Source organism: Tissierella sp. (assembly GCF_031460495.1).
Lineage (GTDB): Bacteria > Bacillota > Clostridia > Tissierellales > Tissierellaceae > JAVKTS01.
Genome location: NZ_JAVKTS010000001.1, coordinates 638,541 through 660,716, shown reverse-complemented (window position 1 = coordinate 660,716; position 22,176 = coordinate 638,541). Strand labels below are relative to the sequence as shown.

The following is a 22,176-nucleotide window of genomic DNA, read 5'->3' as shown; positions in this document are numbered from 1 at the left end:
AAAGTCAAACTTCCTCATTCTTTATAGAAAAAATCGCCGGCTACCGATCAAGCCGGCGATTTTTAGATTATGATTAGTTGTCAATTATAATCATTAAAGACTAAAATCATAGAAATCGCAAAGCAACATATAGAAATTATCTAGTTCAACACCATTTTCATTGAATTTACTTAACTTAGCTGAACCTTCTCCACCAGCGATTCTGTTCATTATCTTTGATAAAACAGCCTCATCTAAATCACCTTTTGTTCTGCCTTCAAGATGTTCTATAGCGTAGTCAACTCCTGCTTCAACCATTAGCATATTAACAGGAACGCTCCAAGTTGACATTCTTTTCTCTTGGCCTTTTTCTACAAGTTTTTCTTTTATAGAATCTAGCATATACTCAACATCACCTTCATGACCATCTACCTTAATATTAAGTGCAGCTGGATATCCATGGTAAGGACTTGGACAACATTGTTGTGGGAATATAGCTCCTTCTTCCCAAATTGAACGAATCAAAGGCTCTTGCATAGCACAGTTTGTAGAGAAAAATGCTGTATCCTTGCCATATTCTGCTATTTGACGAGGAACATCTGAAAGTATAAATTGTTGAGCTCCTGATACACCTGCATCTCCTGTAGGGTCTGGAGCAGTAACATCTACAAAGTTAATACCTAATTCTTTACATTCATCAACCATCAATTGACGACGAGCAGCTATAGTTGCATATGATAAGTGACGAGCAAATGAATAATGAATGAATGTTTTAGCTCCCATTTCAGCAGCTTTTTGTGGAATTGTTTTACCCATAGAAATTTCATCGACAAGCATTACAATGTCTGATTTGCTGGATATTGTAGCTGGATCTTCAGCTGCAACTCCTGATATAAATAACATATCTGGTCTTGTTTCACGAACTTTGTCTATAGCTGCAGAAGCACCTGGTACAGCTTGTACAAATACTATTGCTTTTACTTCTGGGTCAGATGCTAGGGAAACAACATTTGCAATAGTTGTTTCTGTTTCAGAAGAAAAGTTATCTGGATAAGTAGCTGTAACTATTATATCGCCGTATTTCTTTTGCATATTTTGTGCTGCTTGGTATTCTTCTTCTCCTTGGGATACAGTTCCAGTTATAATACCAATCTTGTAATCACCTGATGGACCATCAGCAGTTTTTGAACTACGACATCCTACTAATGCAAATACCATAATAAAAACCATGCACAAACAGATTATTCTCTTGGTCATTTGTCTTCCCCCTTAATTAATATTATCTTCGAACTAATCTAACAATTCAAAGTATTCTATTATATATTAAAGTATAAACCTCTTTATGAATATTTTCAAGATATATTATCCAAATATTCCAAAGTTTGGGAATAGTCGCAATAACAAATGCTGTTTTTAATATAAAAAGCACAAAGTTCTCATATTGAAAACTTTGTGCTTTTATATTTATTTAATAATATTTGTATTAAGTCTATCTTTGAGATTCGTATTGTCTTAAAAGTTGAACAAAAAGTTTTGGAATTTTATCCATGTTTTCAGGGGACTCAACGAAGGAAATTCTAAATTGAGTTTTTCCTGGGTTTTCTGCATCATTTTTAACATCATAGAAACCTTTCATTGGTGCCACAAGTAGAGTTGTCTCAACTCCATCTATTTTAGCTGATCCTTCTCCTGCACAGTATAGAACGAAATCTATTGAATCAAATCCTGGTTTTACAACATTTCTTACATCAATTACTGAGTATATTGATGCATCTGGACTTGATACAATAAGCCCTGGCTCTTCTTCTTTAAGACCATTGTACACTTTTACAATTTGATCTTTGTAATAATCTCTTTGTTGTTTGCACCAACCAAGAATATCTTCTTTGCTTTCATGAGCTAGTGCGCCAAATATATATTGACCAATTACATTGGCACAAAGGTTAGCTGTATATTCAGCAACTGAACGATTATTGTATTCTGGACTATCAGTGATTACTGCACCAATTCTTAAACCGCAAGCATTCCAAACTTTAGATGCTGTTTCTATACTAATTCTTCTGCCTTCAATTCCAGGAACATCTGCATCAGTTATTCCCCAGATACTTACAAGTTCTTCGTTTTCATCATAAAATAATTCACGATAAGCTTCATCACTTACCATCCACATATTATATTTAACACAAAGCTTAGCAAGATCCTTAAGTATATCATAATTATAATACTGTCCTGTTGGATTATCATAAGGAATTACTAAAAGTGCTCCTGGATTGTTTTCTTTTATCATTTCTTCAACTTTATTCATATCAGGTAAGTTGAACTTTCCATCTTCGCCCAAATGACGTTTTATAGTTACGGTTTTACGACCAGTTCTTTCTGCAAATGAAATATAATTAGTATAAGCAGGGTCTATCATCATAAGAGGTTTCTCGTCAGTTCCGGCAGGACCACAAACACCTAAAATTAATAATTCCATACCTGAAGATCCACCATCAGTTACTTGAACATAAAGCTTTGAAGTATCAAAGCCTTCACTTTTTAAGATATTCTTAAAAGCATCTTGTGCTTCAACAGTACCTGCTGTACCTGAATATCTTATAACGCCATTGGCAAATGGACTCTCTGGTGCATTAAGCTCAAACATTCTCTTCAACATAGCTGGATTTGTTGGTAGAGATACATTACCTATCCCAACATTGATTACTGCCTCAGGTTTTACTTTACGCTCATCATACTTCATTTGAGCTAAACGAACATCAGATGGTGTCCTTGACTCAAAATGTGCTGATAATATTGGTTTGTTCATTATACTTCCCCCTTTAGTTGGATTTTTATATGCAAACTTTGTTAATAAGAAAGTAGAACTTTCCTATTGGTTATAAAACTTTGGTATACTTAGCTATATTATACACTAATAAAAATTTGATTTCATCTTATTATTAAATTATTTATCAAGACTATACAATTCTCTAAATCAAATCTTTAGTATAATGGTACAACTTCTCTTACAATCAATATTTTATTCTTCACTGTAAATCTAATATCGAATTCTCCAAACTGCATACCATAGATTCTATCAGAATCTTTTTGATAGCTAGGCCTTGGATCATGGGCAAGTGCGCCAATTAGTGCACTCTGCTTATCATCAGGTATTAATTGCAATAGTTCTTCAGAAAATTCAACTTCAATAATATTATCATTAAGATAGTCAGTATATCCTCCTCTTGCATCAATATGGCAATCCGTATATGGTAGATAAGGCTTTATGTCTAAAATAGGAGTCTTATCTACTAGATCAACTCCTGAAATATGTAGAACCGGTCCATGTACAGAATCCAACTCTATTCTATCCAGCTTTACAGATGAAAGCCCTATAGGATTTGGGCGAAATGGTGAACGAGTTGCAAAAACACCCATCCGTTTGTTGCCTCCATATCTTGGAGGTCTTACTGTAGGTGAAAAACCATCTCCTACTACCTTTGAGAACTGCCAAACAAGCCAGATATGAGAGAAATCCTCCAGTCCCCTTAATGCATCAATATTGCGATATTCTGCTTCAAATATTATAGTGCCCCTTAGAGCATTGACTAGACCACTTTGGCGAGGAACACCAAATTTACTAGGAAAATCTGTTCTAATATGAGCAATAACCTTCATAGGGATTGTCCCTTGACTATAATTACTTTCTCTATTATCTGCCATTTAGTTCACCTATCTATATATCTGGATTTTTACTATATGATTATTATATCATTTATATGGCTTATATGTATAAATTTCTCAACTTAGTATGTTTGATAATAATCTAGTTGAAATAATTATAACCGATAATCCAAGAATATTATTCCTAGATTATCGGCTATTATCAGTGATTCCTATATTAATTTATTGTTTATTTTTGTTTATTATTTAGCCTTTCAATTTGCCTCTTAGGATAATCCATAGTTTCCCCTTCTGTTATATTCCATTCATTTTCTAGTAATTGAATATAACTGTTGTATGTCTCAGTTGCTTTCTTATTATCACCAATGATTTCATAAATCTTTGCTATTGCTTCTAAGGAGTCCGTATATCTCGGCTTTTTCATTAACTCAAAGTCCTTTTCAAAGCATGAGATTGCCTCTTCCCATTCTCCATTATAAGCGTGAACTACTGCTCTTTCAAAATATGGCCCACTTATATTAGAATGTACCTTTAACATGTCATTCCAAATCTCATTTGCTTTGTTTTTATGCCCATCCTTTAATTCTATTAAGGCCTTGTAATTCATTGTTCGCCAATCGTTGTCTTTTGTTCTTTTAATCATGTCTTCATATTCTTTAAGAATATTTCTGGCTTCTTGCAAACGTCCATCATTAATAAGGGAATCTAATAACCACATATATCCTGTTCTATGATCTGGGTGTTTCTTTACGAAATCCGTATAATAAGCAATGCTTTCTGCATGATTCATTACACTCCAGTCTCCAATAGGAACCTTGTGAGCATTATTAAGTCCTTTGTGCAAATCCGAGCATAAAGGTGCAAGTTTGATACCTTCCTTTGCATAGAATGCTGCTTTTTCTTGATATTCTCCAATTCTGTGGATGTACAAGTAAGCTAAGATTCTATGAGTATTTACCCGTTTTTCTTCCGAATTATTGTAATTGTCAATAAGCTCTTTTAAAAATTCTTCAGATTCATTAAATTCTGTATTTGACAAGTATCTTTTATCGTCAATCATATTATCTATTCTCTCAAGCTTCGCATCGTCAGTTAAAGAAAATAGTTCGTCTATTGTAACACCAAAATATACTGATATATTAGGTAATAATGAGATGTCAGGAGCTGTAGCCTCATTTTCCCATTTGGATACTGCTTGGGTAGTTACTCCAAGATAATTAGCTAAGGCTTCTTGAGTAACTCCTTTACCTTTTCTCAAATATTTAATCTTCTTTCCAATCTCAAGATTATTCATAATCAATTCTCCTCTCATTTTGATTGCCTAGGATAATTTGATTATATAGTATTATTTATTAAATGACTATCAAGGGTTTGTTGAACGAACTCCACCATTGGTTGATTAGATAATATATGATTACAGTTTAGAAAGATCCAACAAAATAATTTGCCAAGTAATTACTTGGCAAATTATTAGATGGATTTTAGATTGTTTTTTCTATATTCAGAAGGTGAAATTCCTTCCATACGCTTAAACACTGATGAAAAATGAGCTGTGCTCACAAATCCGCAGAGTCTAGCTATTTCCTCAATATGAGCATGATCATTTATCAGCTTTTCCTTAGCCTTATCTACTCTGATTCCCATCAAATAGCTATATGGCGTTTGTTCCATTTGCTTTTTAAAAATCCTTTGGAAATGGCAAGAACTTATATAGATAGTATTACATATTTCATTTATTGTAATATTACTGCTATAATATTTTTGCATATATCTTATAGATTGATCTATATAATCATTATCAGTAAAATTAATTCTTCCACTTATCAGAAACTCTGGCATGCTATCTCTCATTAACTGTATTATCAGCTGTTTTTCTATACTTTCGATCATCAATGGACAGTTTTCTCCAAAATCTATTATTTCTTTAATCCAAAACTCAATTAAATCTAATATTTGATGACTATAAGCATTATCATTATTTTTAAATTCAATTTTTTCCATATTTATTATTTGTGAAGCTATGTTCTCAAAAAAATCTTTTTTTACACCAATAGATATAAATTTTATTTGCCCAGTGCTATGTATATGATTAACTTCAACCTCTATACCTGGTTTAATGCAAATAAAACTCCCTTTTTTAAATTGAAACTCAATATTTCCAAGATTTATAGTAGGTGGCGTTGTATGAAATATTACAAAGTGATAATCCACTGTTTTGATTTTTATATCTTTTAAAAATTCTTCTGGAATAAAAATTGCAATGTTTTTGCTTACATAAGATTTAGTATTAGAATGAATATTCTTTGGAATTCTATCAATGAATTCATCAAAACTACTTCTCATAATATATGCCTCCTTCTATCCATATTTAAAAATCCTAGATATTTAAAATTATGTATTCTTGATAATATTATAACTTATATTTTTATTTATCTGTAAAGTTTTTTTCAATAATATGAGTTTTAACTATACTTCTTTGTTTTTATAAAATTTGCACCCCTTAGTCTGTTGCTTTTCCAAATTCTCCAGCCCATTCAAAAGCCTTTTTGGATATGATAACTGCAATAACCTCATTAATAACAGCGGCAGCTGCAATTGTTCCTTGGATTATAGCTGCAGAGGTGGGATCAAAGGTATTTAATGTTGTAACTGCAATCCCTGTGAAAACAAGGGAAACCCCAGAATGAGGTAATAGTGTAAGTCCTAAATATTTCTGCACTGTTTCTGGCAAGCCTGTCATTTTCGCTCCCCAAAAGGCACCTGTATATTTACCTATCGCCCTTGATATAATATATATCGCTGTAAATATTCCTGCACCTAAAATTAAGTGGTAATCAAGAGGCGCCCCAAGATTTAGGATAACTATGAGCATAGAAATTCCTAGAATTGGGCTGAAAGCATTCATTATTTGTGACAATCTTTCTTCAGATACTATATTTGCAAAGGTAGCAGAAAAAGCCATACCTATTAGCATGAAATTCAGCACTGGCTGTGCTAAAATCAGGTTATTAAAAATAAATCCTACACTTGAAACTAGCAAAATAAGTACAAGGGTAATCATTAATGTTATATTTTTAGAACGCTCTTTTTTAAGGACAACTCCTCCGACTAATCCGACCGCTACTCCGATAGCAATTGGTAATAATATCATCATAGCCAGTGTTTGATATAATGGTGTTGATACTTCTGCATTGGCAGCAGTAATAAATGTTATAATGCTGAAAAACACTATAATTGCAACAATATCATCAAGCACAGCCATAGGAATTAAAGTTCTCGTTACTGGACCATCTGTTTTAAATTCTTTCACTATAGATAAAGCAGGAGCTGGGGCTGTTGCAAGAGCAATTCCTCCAAATATAAGTGATATATATAATGGTACACCTATGAAATAAAATATTATTCCAAAAAATAATGTTACCACAAAAAAGGTCCCAAGAGATTGGGTAATGGTTGTTATAACGATTTGTTTTCCACTTCTTTTGAGCTCTTTCAATACAAGCTCAGTACCAATCATCATACCCATACCACACTCTAAAATGTTTAAAGTAGTTTGATACCAACTAGCATTCAACAGTTCATTATTAACTACCCCCACTGCATAAGGCCCTAAAATCATACCTGTTATAAGCCATCCTAAAATGGAAGGGAGCCTTATCTTAGATATAAGTTTACCCATAAAAAATGCCATAGAAGCTGCTATCAAAAGTCTTAATATTAATAGAATCATTGTTTTGTTTCCTCCTTTGCTACTCCATAAATCATAATTTTTAATAGTTTGCTTAATTTAAGCTCATGCTCATCTAATAGCTTCCTAAAATCTCTATAGGTTTTATTGTGAAAGTAGTTATTAAATGATTCTTGAAATATAAGAAAATATTCAATAGCTTCTTCACGACAAACATCACTTTTTAGACTGACATTTTGAAGAACTTGTCCATAAAAATTAACATTAAATTTATCCAGTTCAACTTTTATTTCCTTTATTTGCGTTATCAAGTGCTTAGGTGGCTGCAATAACGCATTTGCAAATATATTGCTAAAATTAGGATTTTCAACAAAGAATTCATGACGCATATCAAGATATTCTTTTATATCTTCTTCAACATTATTGAAAGTTATTATTTTGCTATTAAGGAAAGTAGTTAACCTACGAAAACATTCACTAACACAAACCAAATATAACTCATCTTTGTCTTTGAAATAATGATAAATAATTCCTTTTGATATATTGCCATTTTTGCAGATAGCATTTAAAGATGCTTCTGCATAGCTATTAATCCCAAATTCGGCTATAGCACTATTAATTATCTTTTGCCGTCTTAGCAAGTTTTTTTCTTCTCTTTTCATTCTTTTCACCTCTACATATTTTAGACCACTCAGTCAACATTATCACAAATAGACTGGTCGGTCAATAATTTTTATAGAAGTTATTTCCTAACACATATTTTATATAAGTTTTGATTTAATGAAACCATAAAATAAGAAATCAAAGTATGAAAGGGAAAGGGTTATGTATAGAGCTATGGAACATTCCTTCTTCAACAGAAGAAGCAATAGGAACAGTCTTTGTCCCTATTGCTTCTTACTTATACTATTGCTTTTTAGGCCTTAATAATGTGCTGGTGAGCTTACTCCAGTCATTGTGATTTCAAAATATTTAGGAAATGCCCCTATTATACCGTCTTCATTCATCGGGAACACCACCACATACCTTGATTCACCCCAAGATGCATTAACAATATCTGCAGGTAAACCAGTATTTAATTTAGTACTGAAAGAAGTATCAGTTACAACAATTTCACTAAAACCAGTTAAATCTCTGTCATTTTGGAAATTCATATAATTCCTTTTACTCCCAGATACATACACCTTGTATTTGCTTGCTCCTTTAACTGGTTGCCATGAAAGTCCATACCAACATCGTGAACCAACAAGTTCATCTGATTGTCTTTCTGACCACATAGTTTTTCCAACTATTCTTTCAAGTAAAGTAAATTTTAGTTTTTGAGGTGTGCTTTCAACTGTTCCATTTACAGTTGTAATACTAATATCAGTAGTCTTACCTATTTCCTCAGTATAAGCGAAAGCATCCTCAGTAAATTCATATACTTCGGACTTTCCATTGTTTGTAAAATAAACCTTAAATCCTGTTAATTCTCCAAGGCTTACTGGTCTTTTTAATCTAAATGTTACTTGCCCTAGATTTCCATCAAGTAACTTAAGATCATCCTCCATATAAAATACTGGTTGCTTTGGAACAGTGTATTTTGGATCATCTAAAACTATAGGTGTTTTTGGTTCTGTTGGTACTTCTGGTTGTGTAGGGGTTTTTGGGTCTGCAGGTGTAATGATTTTTTCATCACCTAAATTATTGTTTTTTTTTACCTCATAAGTTATTACGGCCTCTTTAGTACTGTTAATCCAATCTACTTTTGCATTAAGATTTTCAGCTGCAAAACGCACTGGTACATATGTGCGGCCATTTTGAACGATTGGTGTAACATCTATTTCACGCTTTTCTCCGTTCACGGTTATAGATTTTTTTCCTACCCACATATTAACGGTACTTCCATTTGCCGTTAATGTGATTTGTTGAGTGCTACTATCCCAACCAACTGTCCCACCCATAGCTTCTACAATTGCACGAATAGGAACCATTGAGCGTGATGAAACAACTATAGGGGTAGTCCCGCGACCGGGATCAATCTCCTGGATTTTGCCATTAACACTCATGTTTGGATTATCGATTTGAAGTACGATAAAATTCTTCACATTTTCTGATTTTGTAACTTCATTTCCTGTTTTTATTTTATATTTTGCTATTGCATCACCTAATTCTTCTTTTATACCTTTTATTGGGTCAGCTTCAACAAGCACTGGTTTAACTGTATAGTAATAGGTAGTATTTGGCTCTACATTAACATCAGCATATGAATTAATTGTAATATAAAAATCTGTAACTGAAATACCTAAATCATTTTCTGTTGTTGATCTAAATAAGCGATAACCAAGTACTCCTTTAGTTTTCCATGACATAATTACTCCTTCTTTAAATACCTCCGAGCTTATATCTTCGTCTGTTTTTACAGGAGGTGTAGGAGGCTTTGGTGTATCTGTAGTTTGAGCAGCATCGGTAAATTTAAAGCTTCCATCAAATGCACCATAACCATAAGATTCGATACCATTTTTCAAAGTACCAACATATGATGTTTGCCCTGGGAGAATAGTTATTTTAAGTGTTTTTGTCTCTCCAGCCTTTAAAATACCTGCATGAACAGCCGCTACTCCTATATCAGAATCATCCGAATATATTCCAGTTCCCCATGCACTTCCCTGTGTTGTACCAGTTACTTTTACATTAAGAATGGTTTCACCAAGACCACGATATTCTTCTAGATTTAAATATTTAGCATCAAATATCTTTTCTTCTGTAGTTTGAACTGCATCAGTGAATTTAAAGCTTCCATCAAATGCAGGATAATCATAAGTTTCGATGCCATTTTTCAAGGAACCAACATATGAGTTTTGTCCTGGGAGAATAGTTATTTTAATTGATTTTGTCTCTCCAGCCTTTAAAATACCTGCATGAACAGCCGCTACTCCTATATCAGAATCATCCGAATATATTCCAGTTCCCCATGCACTTCCTTGTGTTGTACCAGTCACTTTTACATTAAGAACAGTTTCGCCAAGACCACGATATTCTTCTAGATTTAAATAATTAGCATCAATACTGGTTTCACCACCTGCATATGTTTTAGGCGTTATAACTAATGAAACTAAAACAAATGCAATCACGAATACTTTAAATAACTTATATCTTTTCATCATAATAATACACCAATCCTTTCTTATTTTAAATATGAATACACTTAAACTTCACACACAAATATATATTTTCATCCTAAGTTGATATTCCATCCCCCTTCGCACAATAATAATATATCTCCCTTTAATATGTCACCTTCTAATTATAAACAATGAAGCAATGATTTTTTTGCGAATAATTGCTTTCTAATTTGCAAGATATTGACATTTGTATCATATTAATCCAATTCTAATACCCTTTGATTTATAATCCTCAAAACAAAATTAATTATCTTTTCATTTAATGGTAATACTATTATAGGAGTGGAGGGATATAATGAAATTCATTAATAATTATAAATTAGAAGAAAATATCCAAGGTTACACCCTTACCTTGTATTTAGACTTAGGGTTAACTGAGTTCGCAGATGAATTTGGAAGCAAAAAAGAAGATCAAATACATAACCTTGATAAGTTTATAAATGATTTTATTAAAAACAATCTTCCTGAATTAAAAATTAAAAGTGTTAAAATAATGGCAGGAACAATATTAATAGCCTCAATAAATTTACATGGATTCACTGGATTTGCAGAAGGATTGGAGCCAAAGGAAAAGCCCGTATTTAACATGACTTATTCCTATTTTGGAAATGGATATGACCTTATTGAAAGTTTAAACAATACAGGAGGCATCTTAGATGTAATTTCCCCTACTTATTTTGATTTAACATCTGATGGGCATTTAAAAATAACTGAACAGTTTAATCCTCATATTATTAGACAGATGCAAAACAAAGGCTATAGGGTAGTCCCCTTCCTCGGTAATCATTGGGACCGTAATGTGGGAAGGGTAGCTCTTAAAAATAAGGATGTTTTAATAAAAGAACTTGTTGATACTATCAATGAGTATAATCTTGACGGAATAAATGTTGATATTGAAAATTTAACTGTAGAAGATAGAGATGACTTTACATTATTTATAAAAGAATTAAGAGAGTCACTTCCTAGAGAAAAAGAGGTATCTGTAGCTGTTGCTGCCAATCCCCATGGATATACAGAAGGTTGGTATGGTTCCTTTGACTATTTAAGATTAGCAGAATATGCTGATTATCTAATGATTATGTCTTATGATGAGCATTATGAGACTGGTGATCCTGGGCCAGTTGCCAGTATAGGATTTGTGGAACAATCCATTAAATACGCATTAAGATATGCTCCCCCTTCAAAAATCGTATTAGGTCTGCCCTTCTTTGGAAGGTATTGGAAAGATGATGGAAGCATTAAAGGAAAAGGTACTAGCTTAGTTAGGATTGAAGAACTAATAAAGAAATATAGTGGCACTGTAACATTTGATAATCAACTAAAATCTCCAAAAGCTAATATCAATATTACAGGATATGAAAAGGACATCCCCCAAGGAAGATATACTCTTTGGTTTGAAAATCAAGAATCTATTTTAAATAAACTACGGTTAATTGAGAAATACAACTTAAAAGGAGCTGGCAGCTGGAGCCTTCAACAAGCCACTCAAAATATTTGGACTGTTTATAATCAATGGTATAAAGGTAGTAGAGTCTTTATTGATGTAGACGAAGGATGGGCTACGGCTCCAATACTCTCCATCAGTGAAAAAGGATGGATGATTGGGACAAGAGACTTTTATTTCGAGCCTAATAGGGCCTTAACTAGAGCAGAGGCTGCTACACTTTTAGTTCGTGTTTTAGAGTTGAAAAACAATTATTCCACTATACCTTATTTTAGAGATGTACCATATAATCATTGGGCAAAGAAAGATATAGAAATTGCTGCACAACATAAATTAATGGAGGGCTTGGGAAATCAGAGGTTTGCACCTAATGAATCATTAACAAGGGAAGAAATGGCTACATTGCTAACTAGATTATTAAAGATTTCTCCTTCCCAAAATCTTAAAAATCCCTTTAAGGACATAGACTACTCAAGTTGGTCTTATCCATATATAGTTACAATGGCTAAGGAAAATATATTTACAGGATATGAAGATGGCACATTTCGACCAAAGGAAAAAGTTACACGAGCTCAGATGGCAGCATTATTGGATAGAATCAAGGCCTTGATACCTTAGGGAGGATACAAAGGTCCTCCCTAAGTACACAAGCTCAAAATATAACTTAAATTTGATGATATTAAATTTTCTCCTTCTGGGTATATATGAGTAAATTTACAGAAGGGAGTGTAGGGTTTGAAGGATATATATGACAAGTTTATGATATTTATTAGAAATGAAGATAAGGAAAATGCATTACAACTATGCCTAAGTGCTCTAGAAGAAAAGAGTATTTCTGTTATTGATTTGTATGAATTAATTTTGACACCTGGATTGAATAGCATCATCGAAGAATATGATAATGATGAGGAATTAATATGGAGAGAACATGTTAGAAGTGGAATTATCAGGAGCATAATAGAAGCTGCTTACCCTTATGTTTTAAAGGGAAAAAGCATCAATGCTAACAAAGAAAAAGTAATAGTTTTGTGTCCTGAATATGAGGATCATGAGCTTGGTGCTAGAATGGTCTCTGATTTTTTTACTATTGCAGGATATGATTCAACTTTTATTGGTGCAAAGACTCCACAGAAAACGATTTTGAAGGCTATTGAAATTGTAAAACCAAAATATTTATGTATAAGTGTCACCAATTATTATAATCTGATTTCTGTCAAAAAACTAATTGAAACCATAAAAGACTCTATAGATTCAGGAATAAGCTTTATATTAGGCGGAAGTGCTTTCATATCAAATCCAAATACCTACAAAGAGATCGGTGGAGATCTTCTCCTTAGAAACTTCAAAGATATTGAAAGTTTAGATAGAGGAGTTGATAAAAATTGAGATTAGCATTTAATATAGCTACTAGGTTTTTAAAGTCTAGTAAAGGACAAACTGCCCTTATAGTTATAGGTATAGCCATTGGTGTTTCTGTACAGATTTTTATTGGATCTTTAATAGATGGATTGCAGATTTCCTTAATTGATAAAACCATAGGTAGCTCATCACATATTACTATAAAACCTAATGATAAAGAGAAATTCTTCCCTGACAATGAGGCTTTAATAGGTGAACTCAAGGAAAACAAGGATTTTATCGCTGTGTCTAAGGTCTTAGACTCTTCAGGCTTTATGTTTTATAAGGAAGAATCTTATCCTATTCTTATGAGGGGTTTTGAGTTTGAATCTGCAAATAAGATATATAAGTTCCAAGATAAGTTAATAGAAGGACATATGCCCTTATCATCTATGGAAGTTATAATTGGTAAAGATCTTGTAGAAGATATAGGAATCAATCTAGGAGAAAGTGTCCAATTTGCAACACCAGATAATAATATTCTTGATATAAAAATAGTAGGTATATTTGATTTAAAATCAGCTAGTATTAATAAGTCATGGCTAGTATCAAATTTAGATAGTGTACAAGCAATATTCCAAAAAGAAAATCTGTTATCATCCATAGAAACTCAAGTAGATGATGTTTTTGATGCTGATAAAATAGCAGATGATTTAAATGATGATTTAAATATGTTAAATCTTGAAACATCAAACTGGAAAGCACAGAATGAAGAGCTCTTATCTGCTCTAACGGGCCAATCAGCTTCTAGTTATATGATTCAAGTATTCGTACTCTTAGCAGTCCTACTTGGCATCGCGTCTGTTTTAGCAATATCTGTAGTTCAAAAGTCTAAGCAATTGGGAATATTAAAGGCAATGGGTATAAAAGATAATGTTGCTAGTAAGATTTTTCTATTGCAAGGTTTAATTCTAGGAATTATAGGATCAATCATTGGTACAGGATTAGGCTTAGGTCTTACATGGGCTTTTTCAACTTTTGTTAAAAACCCTGATGGCACTCCTTTAGTACCATTTTATCTGGATTATGCATTTATAACTATTTCAATAATAGTTGCTATCAGTGCTTCTACATTTGCGGCCTTTATTCCAGCTAAAAAATCTTCAAAACTGAATCCAATAGAGGTGATTAAAAATGGCTAAAATATTAGAATTAAAGAACATCAATAAAATATACGGAGAAAAAGTAAAGACTCAAGTTTTATATGATATTAATCTGGACTTTGAAGAATCTTCTTTTAACTCTATCATAGGTGCTTCTGGAAGTGGTAAATCTACATTGATGAATATCATAGGTACTCTTGATAAGGCTACAAATGGAGTAGTATTAGTAGATGGAAAAAATATTTCAGTTTTAGATAAGGACCAATTATCTACTTTAAGGAATGAAACTATAGGATTTATCTTTCAATTTCATTATTTACTTCCAGAATTTACAGTCTTAGAAAATATTCTGATGCCCTATAGAATAAAGCATAATAAGGTCACAAAAGAAGCTAAAAACAGGGCTAATGAACTAATTGATATAGTTGGATTGAGTAAGGTGAAAAATAATATGGCTACAGATATATCAGGTGGGCAGCAACAAAGGGCAGCAATTGCCAGATCCCTTATAAATAGTCCTAGAATAATATTAGGGGATGAACCAACTGGAAATCTTGATTCCGAAACAACAGAAACTGTTTTTAATCTTCTAAAAGAAATAAATAAAGAATTCAAATCAACCTTTATTTTAATCACTCATGATAAGAGGATTGCAGAAAAAGCAGATAGAATAATCGAAATCAAAGATGGTAGAATTAATATGGATATACAAAACTATGTTTAATAATTTAAATTATCTTGTATTCGAATTATAATATTAAATCTAATCATTTAGTGAATTTGACTTATAGTCTTCAGAATCTGGAGATCTATAAGTCAAAATCTTTTTTGTGACGAGTCAGGCTTGAATTATTTGCTTTTTATACTTTCTTTATCTACAGATCTAGAGTTTAATAAGTAATTTCCTTCTGCAAGAAAGTCCCACCTTTTATGTCATCAAAAGCTTTCTCCAATTCTGCTTTTGTATTCATTACAATAGGGCCTCCCCAAACGATTGGCTCTTCTAATGCCATTGAACTTATAAATAATACCTGAGCATTTTCATCCCCAGCTTTTATCACAACATGGTCTCCTTCCATAAGTTTCACTCCTGTCTTTTCTTTTATTAGCTCATCGCCAATATAAGCATCACCTGAAAGAGTAAAAATCATGATAGAGCGGTTACTTTCTGTATTTATAACAATAGAAGCATTGGCATCAATATGAATATCATAATAGTCCAATGGTAAATAGTTGCTTTTGAAGCCTTTTCTGTCTTCATATTCACCTGCTAGCAATCTTATCTTTCCGTTCTCAAGGATGATTTCTTCAATTTCATTGTTTTTAATACTATGGTAAGCTGGTGCTACCATTTTGTTTTTTGCTGGTAAATTCAGCCATAGTTGAACTCCAAGCATTCTTTCTGAGGCAGGCAATTTTTCTTCATGAAAAATACCAGATCCAGCTGTCATCCATTGAACTTCTCCATCAGAAATAGTATCTTCATTGCCTAAACTATCCTTGTGAGTCATTTTACCACGATAAATATAGCTGATTGTTTCTATCCCTCTATGTGGATGCATAGGAAATCCAGCTGTATAGTCATCGGGATTTGTGCTGTCAAATGAATCAAGCATTAGAATTGGGTCATACTCATCAACTGTCTCATGACCTAAAACTCTAACTAAGCTAACTCCAGCGCCATCTTTCGTTCTAAATCCTCTAACTTGTCGTTTAACTCTTCTTTCCATTTTATTACCTCCTGAAATATTTTAATTTAATGAGATTAACTTCTGCTTTCTAGCTCATAGTTTCAAATACTGTATACCCATTTACTATTCTTTTTATTTCATAATTCTTGCTTTCCTAAATTATTATAAATGTGTTCAATAAAATAAGGCCAACCACATATACAATAGGCTGACCTTGATACATCATTATGCTATTAAGACAATTTTGACTGATTATTAACATTTCTCTTAAAAGTATAATATGTTCCTCCAAAATAAAAAAAATATATAGCAAGCATTAAAGCAACTCCAAAGATTACACTTAAAATAAATGTTCTATCTCCAACAAAGACTGTAATTATATCCTTATAAAACAGATAATAATTATATATAAATATTGCAACACCAATCATTGCTATAGCAATAGGAACTATAAAATATATTGAAATTTGTTTTAAAATAATCCTATTTACTTCACTTTCTTCAATACCTAATCTTCTAAGCACATTAAATCTATCTTTATGCTCAATAGAGTCAGAGAGTTGACTAAGTGATAAAATAGTTAAACTTATCATTAGAAGTACTACACCTAAATATATGCCAAGAATTCTCATAGCTAAAGTTGCATTTAAAATATTATTAGTTTCGGATGATTTTATTCTTGTTCTAATTATACTCCGTGATATGTCATATTCTTTACTGTATCTTTCAATGAATTCAGCATTATTTTTCCCAAACCACTCATAAACATAATCATACTGGAAGTCATCAGCTTCTTCATAACTCATTTTATTCTTGATATTAGCTACAAAATTTGTCTCTATAAAAGCTAGATTATCACATACTTTATCTGGTAAAATTATAATACTATCTGTAGACAAATAAAATCCTTCTCCAATAGATTCTTTGTAAGCTGAATTTTTGCTAATACTATATATTTCCCCATTAATATTTAATTTGTCATTTTTAATTATATAGTTATTTATTACTTCATCTGTGGTGGCGTTATGCCATTGAGTAGTAAATTCATTGTCTTTTAACTCTATTTCTTCGTATCCTAACATACTTCTTAATTGGTTAAAGTCACTTAATCTGATTGTTAAAGTTGACTCACTATTTTCATCTACTTTTACAAGATATTTTTCTACCTGGCAGTAGCTCTTTACAGCATATCCCTCATCATTTAAATAATCCCTAATCCCGCTATAATCCAATTTAGGTATCTCGTTAATATCACTTATATTAGCTTCTGCTAAAAAACTGCTACTATAATTATTTCTTATATCTATATCATAAGGAACCCTCATATCTAAATAACCAGTTGCCCATTGAGCCATTACAAGTGTTATTATAAAACTTATCATAGATCCTAAAAAGGTCATTGATATTGTTGCCATTAATATGGGGGATGTCTTTATTTTAGATACTAATGATCCTATTAAAAATAAATTTGTTCCTTCATATTTAAAATTAACCCACTTATTTTTTATGTATATCATTATATAAGAAATTGAATAAAATAGCGCATAAGTCCCCATTATAAAAGTAATTAGAGATAAACCTATATACATTAATGACTTTACACTATAATCTACTTTTAAATTTATTAACTTAATGGTATAACTACCACAAATAATATATAAGATTACTGATAATGCAAAGATTACAGTATATACCTTGCCACTTCTTTTAAATTGGAACTCTACTTGTTTATGTGCATTTAGCATATCTATAAGTTTTATTTTTCTTAAAACTATAACATTATATAATCCTATAATACAAAACATAGATATAAAGAATATAAATGTAATTCCTAATGTATCCATATATAACTTTAAGCTAAGTACTACTTCTTGCTTTGCACTTATTAAGACTATGGCTGTGATTGCTTGAGAAAATAAAGTTCCAACAAATATTCCTGCTATTATGGCTAGAATTCCAATTATAAGAGTTTCAATAAAAAACATAAATGCTATGCTTTTTTGTTCTGCCCCAAGCAATACATATGTAGCAAATTCTTTCTTTCGCCTTCGTATCATGTATTTGTTTACATAAGCTACAAGTAGAATAAGAATCGCTGTAATTACATAGGTTGAATATTGCAATATTAACTTTAGATTTCTAAAATTATAAGACTCTTCTGTGATTAGTTCATAACTTGAACTAGAAAGAGATGTAATAGCGTAAAATAAACTCACAGATATTGTTATAGTTATAAAATAAATTAAATAATCTTTAATAGATTTTTTCGCATTACTTTTGGCTAACTTAGCGTACATCTCTAACATCACCACCTAATAATGCTACTACATCTAATATCTTGTTGAAAAATTGTCTTCTCGTATTTTCACCTTTTACCAACTCTGTGAATATTTTTCCATCCTTAATAAATAATATCCTGTCACAATAACTAGCTGTAAAGGAATCATGTGTTACCATTAATATTGTTGCATCTAAATCTCTATTCAAATTTGATATCATCTCTATTAATATTTGAGCAGATTTTGAATCAAGTGACCCCGTCGGTTCATCAGCAAGAATTAATTTAGGACTAGTTACTAATGCCCTTGCACAAGCAGTTCTTTGTTTTTGACCCCCTGATACCTCATAGGGATATTTTGAAAGCAAATCTTCTATTCCTAGTTCCTTTGCAACACTTAACACTTTATTGTCTATTTCACTCTTTTTAGTTTTATTTATAGTAAGAGCTAATGCTATATTTTCATGGACAGTTAATGTATCTAACAAGTTGAAATCTTGAAATATAAAGCCTAAATTTTCTCTCCTAAATTTTGCAATATTCTTTTGATTTATCTCTGTTAAATCTTTTCCGTCTAAATAAATATTGCCTGAACTAACATCATCAATTGTAGCTATCAAATTTAATAAAGTTGTTTTACCTGATCCAGATGGTCCCATTACACCAACAAATTCACCTTTTTTCACATTAAAGCTTATATCATCAATAGCTTTAACTATGTTACCCTTATTTCCATAGTATTTTTCAACACTGTTTATTCTTAATACCTCATTCATTATTATCACCCCAAAGACATTATAACTTATATATTACATGCTAGATTCGATTTAATATTACTTTCAAGTGACAATGTTGTAACATTACTAATTTAGAACTTGCAAAAGCTTCCTATAGGAAAAGTAATAACAACTTTTGTATAACTATTTATTTCTGATTCTATATCTATTAATAATCCTAATTTATCACATAATTTTTTGCATAAATATAATCCAATCCCTGTAGATTTGGTATTTAATCGACCTATATTTCCTGTAAATCCTTTTTCAAATACCCTATCTAATTCATCTGAAGGTATACCAATTCCATTATCTTCAACAATTAATCGAATTCCATTTTTTATACCTCTTACATATATCTTAACCTTTGGATTTTTATTATTCCTGTATTTTATAGCATTTACTATTATCTGATTTAAAATAAATTCAAGCCATTTGCTATCGCAATATACTGTTTTTTCTATATTATCTATATCTATATCTATATTATTTAAAATAAAACCTTGCTTATTTCTTGTAATCACACTATTAACACAAGACTGTAAGTTTACTTCCTTCACAAGGTAATCTTTATCTACTTCTTCACTTCTTGCATAAAATAATGCTTGCTCCACATATCTATCAATTTCCTCTAATTGCATAAGTATTGCTGCACTTTTAATTGTTCTATTATTTTCTTCTGTTAACTTTATAAGGGATATAGGTGTTTTTACTTCATGAATCCACTGTTCTATATACTCTTTATAATCCTTAAGTGTTAACCTTTCTTTATTGATTTCTTCTCTCATCGATTTGCTTGATTTTTTTAGAAGATAATAATAGGGTTCTGCTTCAATAAAAGGTGGTATTTCTAACACTTCGCTTATTAAGTATTTTTTATCTATCTTTGATACACATTTCTCAATTAATTCAAAATAATCTTTTCTTTTTCTATAAGCAATAACAAAATATATGAATAAAACAACAATCCATGATAATACTATTATCATTATTGCTTCAAGTTCATTGCCTATACTTAAAAGAAAGACAGATAAAAATATTAAGGCTATAATATTTAAAGATATTAATCCCATTATACTTTTTAGGTAATTTTTCAAACTCATATTATATAACCTTGCCCTCTTTTAGTTTTAATAAAATCTTCCAATCCTATTTCCTCTATTTTGTTTCTTATCCTTGTAATATTTACTGTAAGAGTATTATCATTTACAAACATGGCACTGTCCCACAAGTACTCCATAATTTCAAATCTTGAAACAATTTTATCTTTATTTATTAATAAGTAATATAAGATCTTTAATTCATTTTTTGTAAGCTCTTCACTATTTCCATCATGCTCAATTATCCCTTTTAAAATATTCAATTTTAAACCATTATGCTCAATTATATCTATATTAGAATTATTAGGATATACTCTTTTAATAAGAGCATTTATTCTGGCTAACAGTATTTGGGTGTTATATGGTTTTGTAATAAAATCATCTCCACCTAAAGTAATTGCCATAAGTTCATCTATATTTGTGTTTCTGCTTGTTATAAAGATTATAGGTATTTTTGAAAAGCTGCGTATCTCTGTACATATTTTAAATCCATCATCCTCAGGTAAATTTATATCTAATAAAATTAATTCTGGACTATTCTCTTTTACTATTTGTGGTATCTTATCAAAAGATTTTGGTTTCAAAACTGAGTAACCATTTATTGTTAGTAAATTCCCAATTTCATTTTGAAGTTGTTCATTATCGTCTATTATCATTATTGTAAACATATTTTTCTCTCCATTTCTTAATTTCTTTGTCCGTATTAAGGACAATTACTATATATTTTTTTAACTAAAAGTCATATCCAGAATTTACCTACATTCTACCATATGATTTTTAGAATATAAAGTTATTAAATTATGATTATAACTAAAGTTATTAAGTTATATGACAGACACCGTTCCAAGACCCCATTGATTAACCATATTAATACTAAATTAGTTTATATAGGTATTTTTAATTATTCTTGTCTAGACTACAATGATATAATTAGATTTGATGCGAGTAACTAATTAAATTTATATGGGGGAGAAAAAATGGATATTAAACATAGCGTAGATCTAATTGAATCATATTTAGATTTAGACAGAAAACCAGTAGGAGTTAAATTTTTCTTTGACAAGGATGAATTTAAGAATTTTGAAGTGCCTCAAAGAGATCGTAAAGTAACCTATTGCAACTCTGTTCAGCTAGCTAGTAGAGGTAACTCTATGAAACTAACTAAAGAAAATCAAGCATGTCCTAATGGAGCAATGGCTTTAAAAATGAAAGAAATTCCTGAGCCAATGGCAAGTGGAAAAGCAAGATTTAGTAAACATATTTATAAGGATGTGGAAACATCAAAAAGCATTAGTGATGAAATGCTGTTCTTAAAAGAAGAGCCTGCTGGCATAGTAGTTATGCCTCTTGAAAATTATAAAGAAGATCCAGATGTTGTAATTGTAGTTGGCAGTAGCTATAATGTTATGAGAATAATACAAGGACATGGCTATTTTAATGGCTACACATCTAACTTAAGAACTGTTGGGCTACAAGCAGTCTGTCAAGATTTAACAACTTATCCTTATAACACTAAAGATATTAATATCTCTTTATTATGTCCGGGAACTCGCTTAGTTGCGGACTGGCAAGCTAATGAAATAGGAATTGGTATTCCTTTTGAAAAATGGTATGAAGTTGTTGAAGGAGTTAAAGAAACAACTAATCCTTTTGAAAGAAATAAAAATAAAGAAGGCATCGAGAAAAGATTAAATGAACGCGGATTAGACAATAGTGGTATCAAATTTAATGAAAATTATGATGATGGATCTTATACTGGTGGAAAGATTGAAATTGAAAAATAAGTTTATGCAATAAATTATTTAATATTAAATCCGATTATTTAGTGATTTGACTTATAAGTCTTTAGAATCTGAAGACCTATAAGTCAATTTTTTTAGTAGCTTACACCG

The 22,176-nt window shown here is 31.2% G+C and carries 18 protein-coding genes; 5 read left to right on the top strand and 13 right to left on the bottom strand.

The window, feature by feature from the left end; all coding sequences use genetic code 11:
* Nucleotides 1-93: 93 nt before the first annotated feature.
* The 8 genes from RIN63_RS03075 to RIN63_RS03040 form a co-directional block, all read right to left on the bottom strand.
* The gene (locus tag RIN63_RS03075; protein WP_310443191.1) at nucleotides 94-1,236 is read right to left on the bottom strand and encodes a DUF3798 domain-containing protein; all 1,143 of its coding nucleotides are present in this window, start codon (nucleotides 1,234-1,236) and stop codon (nucleotides 94-96) included.
* Nucleotides 1,237-1,468: 232 nt separating this feature from the next.
* Entirely contained in the window at nucleotides 1,469-2,785 is a 1,317-nt protein-coding gene (locus RIN63_RS03070; protein WP_310443190.1) for an aminotransferase class I/II-fold pyridoxal phosphate-dependent enzyme, read from the bottom strand.
* A gap of 176 nt (nucleotides 2,786-2,961) precedes the next feature.
* Nucleotides 2,962-3,681, bottom strand: a complete 720-nt coding sequence (gene tsaA / locus RIN63_RS03065) for a tRNA (N6-threonylcarbamoyladenosine(37)-N6)-methyltransferase TrmO (RefSeq protein WP_310443189.1) — start codon at nucleotides 3,679-3,681, stop codon at nucleotides 2,962-2,964.
* Between the two features lie 190 nt (nucleotides 3,682-3,871).
* Complete coding sequence (locus tag RIN63_RS03060; protein WP_310443188.1) at nucleotides 3,872-4,936, bottom strand: helix-turn-helix domain-containing protein; 1,065 nt, start codon at nucleotides 4,934-4,936, stop codon at nucleotides 3,872-3,874.
* A gap of 176 nt (nucleotides 4,937-5,112) precedes the next feature.
* The gene (locus RIN63_RS03055; protein WP_310443187.1) at nucleotides 5,113-5,985 is read right to left on the bottom strand and encodes an AraC family transcriptional regulator; all 873 of its coding nucleotides are present in this window, start codon (nucleotides 5,983-5,985) and stop codon (nucleotides 5,113-5,115) included.
* 157 nt (nucleotides 5,986-6,142) lie between these two features.
* A complete protein-coding gene (locus RIN63_RS03050; RefSeq protein WP_310443186.1) occupies nucleotides 6,143-7,372 on the bottom strand; it encodes a cation:proton antiporter in 1,230 nt (409 codons plus the stop codon).
* Nucleotides 7,369-7,992, bottom strand: a complete 624-nt coding sequence (locus RIN63_RS03045; RefSeq protein WP_310443185.1) for a TetR/AcrR family transcriptional regulator — start codon at nucleotides 7,990-7,992, stop codon at nucleotides 7,369-7,371. Before RIN63_RS03045 ends, RIN63_RS03050 begins: the two co-directional genes overlap by 4 nt.
* 261 nt (nucleotides 7,993-8,253) lie before the next feature.
* Nucleotides 8,254-10,476 carry a stalk domain-containing protein gene (locus tag RIN63_RS03040; RefSeq protein ID WP_310443184.1) on the bottom strand — a complete coding sequence of 741 codons (2,223 nt, stop codon included), beginning with the start codon at nucleotides 10,474-10,476 and terminating at the stop codon, nucleotides 8,254-8,256.
* Nucleotides 10,477-10,789: 313 nt separating this feature from the next.
* Between RIN63_RS03040 and RIN63_RS03035 the strand changes: the two genes are divergently transcribed.
* The 4 genes from RIN63_RS03035 (at nucleotide 10,790) to RIN63_RS03020 (ending at nucleotide 15,163) form a co-directional block, all read left to right on the top strand.
* On the top strand, nucleotides 10,790-12,556 hold the full coding sequence (locus RIN63_RS03035; RefSeq protein WP_310443183.1) for a glycosyl hydrolase family 18 protein: 1,767 nt from the start codon (nucleotides 10,790-10,792) through the stop codon (nucleotides 12,554-12,556).
* Nucleotides 12,557-12,673: 117 nt separating this feature from the next.
* Nucleotides 12,674-13,324, top strand: coding sequence for a cobalamin-dependent protein (locus tag RIN63_RS03030; RefSeq protein WP_310443182.1), 651 nt, complete (start codon nucleotides 12,674-12,676; stop codon nucleotides 13,322-13,324).
* Nucleotides 13,321-14,478, top strand: a complete 1,158-nt coding sequence (locus RIN63_RS03025) for an FtsX-like permease family protein (RefSeq protein WP_310443181.1) — start codon at nucleotides 13,321-13,323, stop codon at nucleotides 14,476-14,478. The genes RIN63_RS03030 and RIN63_RS03025 overlap by 4 nt, the downstream gene beginning before the upstream one ends.
* Entirely contained in the window at nucleotides 14,471-15,163 is a 693-nt protein-coding gene (locus RIN63_RS03020) for an ABC transporter ATP-binding protein (RefSeq protein ID WP_310443180.1), read from the top strand. Before RIN63_RS03025 ends, RIN63_RS03020 begins: the two co-directional genes overlap by 8 nt.
* Nucleotides 15,164-15,329: 166 nt before the next feature.
* Here RIN63_RS03020 and RIN63_RS03015 read toward each other — a convergent pair whose 3' ends face one another.
* From RIN63_RS03015 to RIN63_RS02995, 5 genes are all read right to left on the bottom strand, one after another.
* On the bottom strand, nucleotides 15,330-16,169 hold the full coding sequence (locus RIN63_RS03015) for a pirin family protein (RefSeq protein WP_310443179.1): 840 nt from the start codon (nucleotides 16,167-16,169) through the stop codon (nucleotides 15,330-15,332).
* Between the two features lie 194 nt (nucleotides 16,170-16,363).
* On the bottom strand, nucleotides 16,364-18,427 hold the full coding sequence (locus RIN63_RS03010) for an FtsX-like permease family protein (RefSeq protein ID WP_310443178.1): 2,064 nt from the start codon (nucleotides 18,425-18,427) through the stop codon (nucleotides 16,364-16,366).
* Nucleotides 18,417-19,184, bottom strand: a complete 768-nt coding sequence (locus RIN63_RS03005; protein ID WP_310443177.1) for an ABC transporter ATP-binding protein — start codon at nucleotides 19,182-19,184, stop codon at nucleotides 18,417-18,419. The genes RIN63_RS03010 and RIN63_RS03005 overlap by 11 nt, the downstream gene beginning before the upstream one ends.
* A gap of 92 nt (nucleotides 19,185-19,276) precedes the next feature.
* Complete coding sequence (locus tag RIN63_RS03000) at nucleotides 19,277-20,287, bottom strand: sensor histidine kinase (protein WP_310443176.1); 1,011 nt, start codon at nucleotides 20,285-20,287, stop codon at nucleotides 19,277-19,279.
* Nucleotides 20,284-20,952: a response regulator transcription factor gene (locus RIN63_RS02995; RefSeq protein ID WP_310443175.1), complete on the bottom strand. Its 669-nt coding sequence runs from the start codon at nucleotides 20,950-20,952 to the stop codon at nucleotides 20,284-20,286. The genes RIN63_RS03000 and RIN63_RS02995 overlap by 4 nt, the downstream gene beginning before the upstream one ends.
* Before the next feature lie 309 nt (nucleotides 20,953-21,261).
* Here RIN63_RS02995 and RIN63_RS02990 point away from each other — a divergent pair, with 309 nt between their 5' ends.
* The gene (locus RIN63_RS02990) at nucleotides 21,262-22,068 is read left to right on the top strand and encodes a DUF169 domain-containing protein (RefSeq protein ID WP_310443174.1); all 807 of its coding nucleotides are present in this window, start codon (nucleotides 21,262-21,264) and stop codon (nucleotides 22,066-22,068) included.
* The last annotated feature ends 108 nt before the right edge of the window (nucleotides 22,069-22,176 follow it).